9 protein-coding genes are annotated in these 10,000 nt (G+C 46.5%); 3 read left to right on the top strand and 6 right to left on the bottom strand.

What is annotated here, in order from left to right:
- The 3 genes from LDL40_RS04890 to mutT form a co-directional block, all read left to right on the top strand.
- The coding region (locus LDL40_RS04890; protein WP_300994038.1) for a M23 family metallopeptidase at nucleotides 1-849 on the top strand (849 nt) is incomplete at its 5' end.
- A 58-nt stretch (nucleotides 850-907) separates the two neighbouring features.
- Entirely contained in the window at nucleotides 908-3,622 is a 2,715-nt protein-coding gene (secA, locus tag LDL40_RS04885; protein ID WP_300994037.1) for a preprotein translocase subunit SecA, read from the top strand.
- Between the two features lie 3 nt (nucleotides 3,623-3,625).
- Nucleotides 3,626-4,027 carry an 8-oxo-dGTP diphosphatase MutT gene (mutT, locus tag LDL40_RS04880; RefSeq protein WP_300994036.1) on the top strand — a complete coding sequence of 134 codons (402 nt, stop codon included), beginning with the start codon at nucleotides 3,626-3,628 and terminating at the stop codon, nucleotides 4,025-4,027.
- A gap of 218 nt (nucleotides 4,028-4,245) precedes the next feature.
- Here mutT and yacG read toward each other — a convergent pair whose 3' ends face one another.
- The 6 genes from yacG to pilB all read right to left on the bottom strand — a co-directional run bounded on the left by yacG (nucleotide 4,246) and on the right by pilB (nucleotide 9,861).
- Entirely contained in the window at nucleotides 4,246-4,476 is a 231-nt protein-coding gene (yacG, locus tag LDL40_RS04875; RefSeq protein ID WP_300994035.1) for a DNA gyrase inhibitor YacG, read from the bottom strand.
- 128 nt (nucleotides 4,477-4,604) lie between these two features.
- Entirely contained in the window at nucleotides 4,605-5,351 is a 747-nt protein-coding gene (zapD, locus tag LDL40_RS04870) for a cell division protein ZapD (protein ID WP_300994034.1), read from the bottom strand.
- Between the two features lie 44 nt (nucleotides 5,352-5,395).
- Nucleotides 5,396-6,013 carry a dephospho-CoA kinase gene (gene coaE / locus LDL40_RS04865; RefSeq protein ID WP_300994033.1) on the bottom strand — a complete coding sequence of 206 codons (618 nt, stop codon included), beginning with the start codon at nucleotides 6,011-6,013 and terminating at the stop codon, nucleotides 5,396-5,398.
- 20 nt (nucleotides 6,014-6,033) lie between these two features.
- Nucleotides 6,034-6,915, bottom strand: a complete 882-nt coding sequence (locus tag LDL40_RS04860; RefSeq protein ID WP_300994032.1) for an A24 family peptidase — start codon at nucleotides 6,913-6,915, stop codon at nucleotides 6,034-6,036.
- Nucleotides 6,915-8,135 (bottom strand): type II secretion system F family protein, encoded by a 1,221-nt coding sequence (locus LDL40_RS04855; protein WP_300994031.1) that lies wholly within the window; start codon nucleotides 8,133-8,135, stop codon nucleotides 6,915-6,917. The genes LDL40_RS04860 and LDL40_RS04855 overlap by 1 nt, the downstream gene beginning before the upstream one ends.
- Nucleotides 8,136-8,139: 4 nt before the next feature.
- The gene (gene pilB / locus LDL40_RS04850; RefSeq protein WP_300994030.1) at nucleotides 8,140-9,861 is read right to left on the bottom strand and encodes a type IV-A pilus assembly ATPase PilB; all 1,722 of its coding nucleotides are present in this window, start codon (nucleotides 9,859-9,861) and stop codon (nucleotides 8,140-8,142) included.
- Nucleotides 9,862-10,000: the final 139 nt, after the last annotated feature.

The raw sequence follows: 10,000 nt of genomic DNA, 5'->3' as shown, positions 1-10,000 counted from the left end.
CTGACAGTCACGGCCCTGTTATTGTTTTGTATCGCCTCTGGCGCTGGTGTGGCTTTTTCCAATTTATTTCAACAAGGTAACGCGGAACTGGAGAAAGTTCAGTTGAGCCGTGCTGCCGAAACTGAAGAAATAGCCGATATTCGTCGCCGTGCTGAAAATCAGTTGGCCGCATTAACCGCCAAAGTCGCGACACTACAAGCTCAGGTGAACCGATTAAATATGGTCGGAGAGCGATTAATAGACGCCGCCAACTTGTCGACTGAAGAATTTAATCTGCATGATAACCCGGCTATGGGGGGACCAGCGCAGACGTCAACTGAAATCAGCCTGGCTGAACTCAATTCTGTACTGCTACAGCTTAACGAGCTTGAGCAGAATCTGCAGTCCGAACAAACCCGCTTTGCCATGCTTGAATCTTTGGACCTGAATCACCATATAGGAAAAAGTGTCCAGCTTTCCGGCCGCCCTGTATTAAGCGGTTACTTGTCTTCCAGCTTTGGCGTGCGCAGCGACCCCTTTAGCGGAGAGCCCGCTATTCACCGCGGGGTCGATTTTGCAGGTAAAGAAGGCGATTCGATTTTTGCAACAGCAGGTGGCATCGTAACCTGGGCTGGTGAACGTTTTGGTTACGGTAAAATGGTTGAAATTGAGCATAGTGATGGTTATCGCACCCGGTATGCTCATGCTCAGGCAACCACTGTTCAGGTTGGACAGATGGTGACCAAAGGCCAGGAAATTGCCATTATGGGCAATACAGGCCGTTCAACAGGTCCACACGTGCATTATGAAGTTCTGAAAAATGGTCAACCTATTGACCCTATGATGTTTGTCAATCGCCGTATCCAATAAGAAATAAGGCTCAGGCCGGACTCGGAACGAGTCTTAACCAAGAAGTGGTATTAATAAAATGTTTGGAAAATTTTTCGCCAAATTAATTGGTAGCCGTAATGATCGTTATTTAAAGAAATTGAAAAAAACGGTTGAGCTGATTAATGGCATGGAACCCGCTTTTGTTGCCTTATCTGATGAAGAACTCAAATTAAAAACTGCTGAATTTAAGCAACGTTATGCCGATGGCGCTACGCTGGACGATTTATTGCCAGAAGCTTTTGCCACAGTGCGCGAAGCCAGTAAACGTATTTTCAAAATGCGTCACTTTGATGTACAGCTGATCGGCGGTATTGTGCTGCACCAGGGCAAAATTTCAGAGATGCGCACAGGTGAAGGTAAAACTTTAACTGCAACTTTGCCTGCCTACTTAAATGCGTTAAGTGGCCAGGCTGTGCACGTGATCACAGTGAACGATTACTTAGCCCGTCGTGATGCTGAAACCAACGCGCCTTTGTTTGACTTTTTAGGCCTGACTGTGGGTGTGAACGTGCCGGGTATGGGGCATTTAGACAAGCAAGCTGCTTACAATGCCGATATCACCTACGGTACCAACAACGAATTTGGTTTTGACTATCTGCGTGACAACATGGCATTTTCGGCAATTGAGCGTGTGCAACGTCACTTAGCCTATGCCATCATCGATGAAGTGGATTCAATTTTAATAGACGAAGCCCGTACCCCGTTGATCATTTCTGGCCAGGCAGAGGACAGTTCTGAGCTGTACCGCGTGATCAATACTGTAGTGCCTCAATTGGTCAAACAGGAGAAGGAAGACGAAGAAGGCGCTATGGGTGATGGTCACTTCACCATAGACGAAAAAGCCAAACAAATTTATCTGACAGAACGTGGTCAGATCCGTGTCGAAGAGATTCTGCAGGAGTTGGGTTTAATTCAGCCGGGTGACTCTTTATTCTCTGCTGCTAATATCACATTGCTGCACCACACTTATGCCGCCTTACGTGCACACAACCTGTTTAAGAAAGATGTGGACTATGTGATCAAAGACAACGAAATCGTCATTGTCGATGAACATACCGGGCGTACTATGGAAGGCCGTCGCTGGTCTGAAGGTTTACATCAGGCCATTGAAGCCAAAGAAGGTGTTCGTATTAATCACGAAAACCAGACCCTAGCCTCAATCACCTTCCAGAACCTGTTCCGCTTGTATGACAAACTGGCTGGCATGACTGGTACCGCTGATACTGAAGCTTTTGAATTCCAGTCTATTTACGGCCTGGAAACTATCGTCATTCCAACCAACAGACCTATGGTTCGGAAAGATATGTCCGATCTGGTTTATTTGACGGTAGAGGAGAAGTATCAGGCCATTATCAAAGATATTGAAGAAAACCGTGCACTGAAACGGCCTATTCTGGTCGGTACTGCTTCGATTGAAAGCTCTGAATATCTATCTAAATTGCTGCATGAAGCGAAAATACCGCATCAAGTGTTAAATGCTAAGTTCCATGCCAACGAAGCACAAATTATTGCTCAGGCTGGTCAACCCGGTACTGTGACTATCGCTACCAACATGGCAGGTCGTGGTACTGACATCGTATTAGGCGGTAACTTACAGGCCGAACTGGCTGCTTTAGGTGCTGACGCGAGCGAAGAACAAATTGCTAAAGTGAGAGCTGAATGGCAACAACGTCATGACGCAGTGATTGAATCCGGTGGTTTACATATCATAGGTACTGAACGTCATGAATCTCGCCGCATCGACAACCAGTTACGTGGTCGTTCAGGCCGTCAGGGCGATCCGGGTTCATCTCGTTTCTATTTGTCTTTAGATGATGCATTGATGCGCATTTTTGCCTCAGACCGTATGGCTGGCATGATGCGTAAACTTGGCATGGAACCAGGTGAAGCCATTGAGCACCCTTGGGTCAGCCGTGCTATCGAAAACGCGCAACGCAAAGTTGAAGCACGTAACTTTGATATTCGTAAGCAGCTACTGGAATTTGATGACGTAGCCAATGATCAGCGCAAAGTGGTGTACGAGCAGCGTAACGAGCTGATGGATGCTTCTGATATCTCCGAAACCATTAAAGCAATTCGCTACGACGTGGTTGCCTCTGTGCTGGATCAATACATTCCACCGCAGTCACTGGATGAAATGTGGGATATTCCGGGCTTAGAAGCTCGTTTCCGGGCGGATTTCGCCATAGATATGCCTATCGCCAAGTGGTTAGCTGATGACAAAAAACTGTTTGAAGAAAAGTTGCGTGAACAAATCCATGAAGTGGTAGACAAAACTTACGAGCTGAAAGAGCAGATGGTGGGTTCTTCAGTACTACGTCAGTTTGAAAAATCAGTGATGCTGCAGAGCTTAGATACGCACTGGAAAGAGCATTTAGCTGCAATGGATCACTTACGTCAGGGTATTAACCTGCGTGGGTATGCACAAAAAAATCCAAAGCAGGAGTACAAGCGTGAAGCTTTTGAGTTGTTCTCCACTATGCTGGATAACCTGAAACTGGATGTTATTGGTGTATTGTCCAGGGTGCAGATCCGTGCGGCCGAAGATGTAGAAGCTGTAGAAGAACAACGCCGTAAAGCTGAAAGCACTGAAATGCAGTTCCAGCATGAAGAGATGGAACAGGTAGCTTCTGACGTACCTAAAGCTGGCCCTGCACCTGTGTTCCGCGACGCTGAGAAGATAGGCCGTAACGATCTTTGTCCTTGTGGCTCGGGCAAAAAGTACAAGCAGTGTCACGGTAAGTTGGTTTAAGTCATGACGCTGAAAGTGGTTCATGTCGCAGTAGGTGTCATTTTAAAAGACCAGCAAGTGCTGTTGGCGTTGCGTCCTGACAAATTGCATCAGGGCGGTCGCTGGGAGTTTCCTGGCGGCAAAGTGGAAGCTGGTGAAACGACAGCACAAGCATTAGCACGTGAACTGAAAGAAGAAGTGGATCTGGATATTGCAGCGTCAAGCCCATGGTTTGAACTGCAGTATGCCTATCCCGAAAAGACAGTGTTACTGGATATTCATCTGGTGCAGCAGTTTAACGGCGAAGCTAAAGGTCTGGAAGGACAACCTGTGCGCTGGGTGCCTTTGTCGGAGCTTAACCAGTATCAGTTTCCTGATGCCAATCAGCCGATTCTAGATAAACTTCTTACTGAATTTGGGCGCTGATAGCGCCCTTTTTATTCGCCACCATCCATGGCGCTCTCCCTAAAGGGCCAACGCTTCGCGTTGTTAAACATTGCTCCAGGCAATTTTTTATTCTATCCCCTAAGTAATTGGAGTTGCAGCGCGACGACAAGTGAGCGAGACCCCAGGAGCATAGTTGTCTATGTGACTGGGGCGAGAGCACGCAGTCAACAAAGCTGCGGCTTCAAGTACGACGGGGATTATTTAAAGAACTCGTTATCCTGCTCAAGTAACTCATTCTCTAACTGTTCTAACTGCTGCTCAGACAGTGGTAAGTCGGCACGGCCTTTATCCGGTATTTTGTGTTCTTCATTGGCCCAGGCGCCCAAATCTATTAAACGGCAACGGTCAGAACAAAAAGGCCTGAAAGCAGACTCTGGACCCCATACGACATCTTTCTGGCAGGTAGGGCATTTGACGATAGTGGCCATAAGGCGTACTCCGGAAGCAAATTCAAAAGTGCGCTAGTGTACCGCAGTCTGCAGATTTCAGGCGAGCAAATAGTGGGGCGGTGCTTTATCCTCGCCTGTCTCGAATGAGAAGGCATCAGCAGAATGGCTTAACAACAAGCGAGTTTAAAGGGAATAGCTTTATCTATAGTGGTGCGACCCAGACTATCACAGAGCTGCATAAAACGTATCGCGTACCTGTATCTGTTGCCACTAATGGTTGGGTAGCTTTGGTATTCCATCGAATAGTCGATACGTAGCAGTTCAAATTGTTCAGTATTACTTTGGAAAAAGCCATTTTCGGCAACTAGGGACTGAAATTGTCCGCGTTCACGAATAAAGGTCAGTACGTAAGAGATGGCTGTTTCAACCAAAAACAATTGGTCCAGCCAGTCTTGAGCGGACTTTTTGCGTTGAACTAATGGTTGAGAATACCAGTATTGCAGTTGAGGCAAATCAAAGTAGCAAGTGCCTCCGGGGATAAAAAAACGCTGTCGCAATGGGGCGAGGAATTTGTCTTCTTTCAGGCTGGCGGCAAACTTGCCACAACGTAGTAGGTCGCTTTGCAATCGCACAGCTTTTTGCAACATGCTTTGCAACATATCATCAGAAATTGACGGATGACGTGACCAATTGACCAATGCCGATTCGCAGCGCTCTACGTCTTTAATCAGATCCGGACGAACATCGTTACGCTCTAAAACCTCAATCAACGAAAACAACGACGTAAAAAAACCTTGCTGCTGCCATTCTGTTTCCAGCGGCAGCAACTTAGTAACCTGCTGAAATAAGTATTCAACCCTTAAATAGGTCCTTACTTTTTCGTTCAGCGGATGTTCGTAAATGATTGAGGTCATAACTGAAACATTTGTTAACAATGTTCATTACGATAAACCTAAGTTCAGATTTTTGCTAGTTTTTCCTTAGCAAACTGCTGATAACGCTGATGTAGTTGCTCGACCTGAGGCTTAAGCTGAGAAAGTTGCACCGTATTCAACAGAATGTCGTCTGCCAATGCCAGACGCTCCGCTCTGGGAAGTTGGCTGTTCAGAATGTTTTGTACTTGCTCAGCAGGCACCTGATCTCTTTGCACTGTGCGGCTGAGTTGAAGTTCTGGTGGTATATCTACGACCAGTACTCTGTCGGTGTAAACCTGTAGTTTGTTTTCCAGTAACAACGGCGCGATTAACAGCGCATAACTTGTGGTGCACATCCGGAGTTGCTGCAGTAAACGCTGCCGAATGAGCGGGTGCAACAACTGGTTCAGCCACTGCTTTTCTGTATCATCAGTAAATATCCTGGCTCTGAGTGCAGCGCGATCCAGTCGTCCGTCATTATGTAGTATTGACTGACCAAAATGCTGCACTATGGCATCAAGTGCAGCTTCTCCTGGCATCACAACCTCTCGCGCGACCAAATCGGCATCCACACTTTGGACACCTAAATCATGAAACAAATTGGCGACTGTGGTTTTGCCGCTGCCTATACCGCCGGTCAGGCCTACTATATAGTCAGACATACAACAGATTGCCTCATTCTTTATAAACCCATAGTCCCCAGATACCAGGCCGTAATATCTTTACCCCATAAAATGGCAAGCCATCCTGCAGCAGCGATGTAAGGCCCAAAAGGAATCGGAGTCGCTTTGTTTTTCCCCTGCAGCAATAGCATCAGAGATCCAAACACAGCGCCTACGACTGAAGACAATAAAATAATCAGTGGTAATAACTGCCAGCCGAGTAAGGCTCCAAAAATGGCCAGCAGTTTAAAATCACCATAACCCATGCCTTCTTTGCCTGTCACCAGCTTAAACAACCAGAACACAGACCATAAACTCAGATATCCGGCTGCCGCACCTATCAGCGAGTCCGTCGGAGCCACTGTATAACCTGTGACACTGAGTAAAAGGGCAAACCAAAGCAAAGGTTGGGTGATCTGATCCGGCAGTAGCATTTTGTCTATATCAATAAAAGACAGGGCAATCAGGCACCAGGTCACGAAAAGATAAATCAGCGTTTGTTCTGATACACCAAAATGCATGGCGACCATCAGGGAAAGCAGGCCCGTAAATGCTTCAATGGCAGGATAACGAACACTGATAGCAGTTTTACAGTAACGGCATTTAGCTTTCAGCAGCAACCAGCTGATGATAGGAATATTATCTAAAGCTGACAGCTGATGCTGGCATTTAGGACAGTGTGAATGTGGCAACGCCAGATTAAATTTGGTTTTGGGTGGTTCAGCATCTTGGTTGAAGTACTGTTGATAGTCCTGCTGCCATGCCAGCTCCATCATTTTAGGTAAGCGATAAATGACCACATTCAGAAAACTACCAACGGCGAGGCCAAAAACGGTGACAACTATATAAAAAGTTAGTGAGGACTGTTGAAATGCCTGCACTAAGGGAGAGAAAAAATCCATTACACAATACTGCCCAGTTGAAAGATCGGAAGATACATAGCGATAATAAGTCCGCCTATTAAGACACCTAACACGGCCATAATCAAGGGCTCGAGTAAAGCAGTCAGACCATCGACTGCATCATCCACTTCCTGTTCATAAATGGCGGCAACTTTTGCCAGCATGCTGTCCAGCGCGCCTGACTCTTCACCAATAGCCACCATCTGATTCACCATCTCAGGAAAAGCAGCGGTATTTTTCATGGCCAGATGCATCTGGTTACCGGCTGCCACTTCTTCACGAACCGATAAGATGGCGGCTCTGTATTTTTCGTTACCTGCGGCGCCCGCCGCTGACTCTAAAGCTTCAATCAAAGGAACACCGGCGGCAAAGGTGGTCGACAAAGTGCGGGCATAACGGGCCACGGCCGCTTTGTTTAAAATCATGCCAACAATAGGCAGCTTTAAAATGCCATGGTCTGCGGCAACTTTAAAACTCTGATTGTTTTTGTAGGATTTAGATACTGCAACTGCGCTTAAGATCACCGCAGCCAAAGCTATATACCAGTTAGCCTGCATAAACTCTGAAATTCCAAGTACAAACAAAGTGAAGGCTGGCAATTCTGCGCCCATGCTGCCAAAAATTTCAGCAAATTGGGGTACCACAAAAATTAATAAAATAGAGGTTACAATGCCTGCGACTACGATGACAGCTATGGGGTAGAACATAGCTTTTTTTATCTTAGACTTCAGCGCTTCGGCTTTTTCTTTATATATGGCTATGCGGTCAAAAATCCTGTCCAAAGCACCGGACTGTTCACCGGATTTCACCAAATCACAGTACAGCTCATCAAAATAATCCCTATGCTCTCTCAACACTTCAGATAGAGGGGTTCCGCCCTGCACTTTGACCGAGATTTTTGCCATCAACTGGCGTAAGGTTTCATTGCTGGCTCCGCTGGCAATTAAATCAATACTTTGTACTAAAGGCACACCAGCGCCTAACATAGTGGCTATTTGTCTGGTCACAACCGAAATGTCAGACGATTTAATCGAAGGTTGGGTAAAAGCCAGAGGTTTGCTTTTTTTCTTGACTGAAGATGGTGTAAATCCTTGTTGGCGCAGTAATGCTTTTGCCTCAGCCACAGAGCCTGCTCTGATTTCACCGTTGCTGGTTTTACCTCTTCGGTTGATACCTTTCCAGAGGAATATATCCAGCTGTTTTACTTTGACTTCAGCCATGATGTTAGTCCTTGCCTGTGTTATGGTCGGTAGCGTTTGTGACTCTGTTCACTTCGGCAAGGCTGGTCAGACCCGCCGCTGCTTTTTTCAGCGCCGACTGGCGTAAGTTTGGAAAACCTTCAAGTTGCGCCTGAGCTGCAATATCCAGTGAGTTGGCACCCGCCATAATTTTGGCTGCAATTTGGCCTGTAATGGGCATGACTTCATAAATGCCTAAACGACCTTTGTAGCCGCCGGTGCAATGGTCACAACCTACAGGTTTAAACAGTTTTAATTGCTGCAGTTGAGAGACAGAAAAGCCTTGTCTTACCGCTTCCTGCTCCGGGATCTGTTCAGCTGTTTTGCAGTGATTGCATAAACGTCGCGCCAGGCGCTGAGCAATAATCAGTGTGACTGAACTGGCAACGTTGTAGGCTGGTACTCCCATATTCAGCAGTCGGGTTAAGGTTTCAGGTGCTGAGTTTGTATGCAAAGTGCTTAACACCAAATGACCGGTTTGGGCGGCTTTAATCGCAATTTCTGCGGTCTCCAGATCACGGATCTCCCCAACCATAATGACATCTGGGTCCTGCCGTAAAAAAGCTTTGAGTGCGGAAGGAAATGTCAGGCCAGCCCTTGGATTAACCTGAACCTGATTGATTCCCGGCAGATTAATTTCGACTGGGTCTTCAGCGGTGGAAATATTGGTTTCTTCGGTATTAAGGATATTCAGACCGGTGTACAGAGATACAGTTTTACCCGAACCTGTAGGACCTGTTACCAGAATCATGCCTTGAGGTTGTGCCAGCGCTTGCAGATAGAGTTGCTTTTGCTCCGCTTCATAGCCAAGCACATCTATTCCCAACATGGCGCTGTCGGAATCCAGGATCCGCATCACTATTTTTTCGCCCCACAAGGTAGGCAAGGTGCTGACACGAAAGTCGATCGACTTTTTCTGCGACAGTTTTAGCTTAATTCGGCCATCCTGCGGTACACGCTTTTCCGCAATATCCAGACGGGACATCACTTTTAGCCGTGCAGAAAGGCGGGTAGATAAGGCCACAGGAGGTGAGGCTACTTCGTGCAAAATACCATCGATACGAAAACGGATACGGTAGCTTTTTTCGTAAGGTTCAAAATGTAGGTCTGATGCGCCTTTACGAATGGCGTCATGCAGCATTTTATTGATAAATGTAATGATAGGTTGGTCTTCACTGTCTGAGCCAACAGTTTTTGTGTCTTCTTCCTCGCCGCCCGCCAGGCCCATCTTGGCTAAATCCCATTGGGTGTCGGTAAAGCTATCAGTGGCTGTGGTATCAAAGAGTTTATCTATTGCTTTGTGGAGCTTATCGAACTCCACGACGACCATTTCGGCATTCAGACCAGTATTAAATTCAAAATCTTCAACTGAGGTCATATCGGTGGGGTCAACCACCGCCAGAAATAACGTCTTATGTCTTTTACTCAGCGGTAGAATATGGTGCTTGCGTATCAGTTTTTCATTACGTAGTTGTTCGGGAATGGCGTTGATATCGAAAAAATCTAAATCCATACAACTGTGTAAGGTAAAAGATGCAGCAGCCTCTGCCAGCACTTTAGACTGGATCAGTTTTTCACCGATCAGTAAATCAGCGATGGTTTGATATTGATGACTCTTTTCCTGCAGCATCCGGGCAGTGACTTGTGGGTCTACCAGATTAGCTTGCTGCAAACGTTTTAACAAAATGGAACTTGGGTTTAATGCCATACATAGTCCGAAGGTGAAGCTGGCTTTATCCTGTGGCGGTTTGAGCGAGAGAAAAACGGCCCATCAGGGCCGTTTTCAGTGCAAATACCAGCAGTTAAATGCCGCAACCTTTAATGGGTACAGCGTTGGTGCCTGATAA

Origin of the sequence: Rheinheimera sp. (genome assembly GCF_020217005.1) — a bacterium.
Lineage (GTDB): Bacteria > Pseudomonadota > Gammaproteobacteria > Enterobacterales > Alteromonadaceae > Pararheinheimera.
Note: the sequence above shows the minus strand (reverse complement) of the source record. Positions and strands in the feature narration are given on the sequence as shown.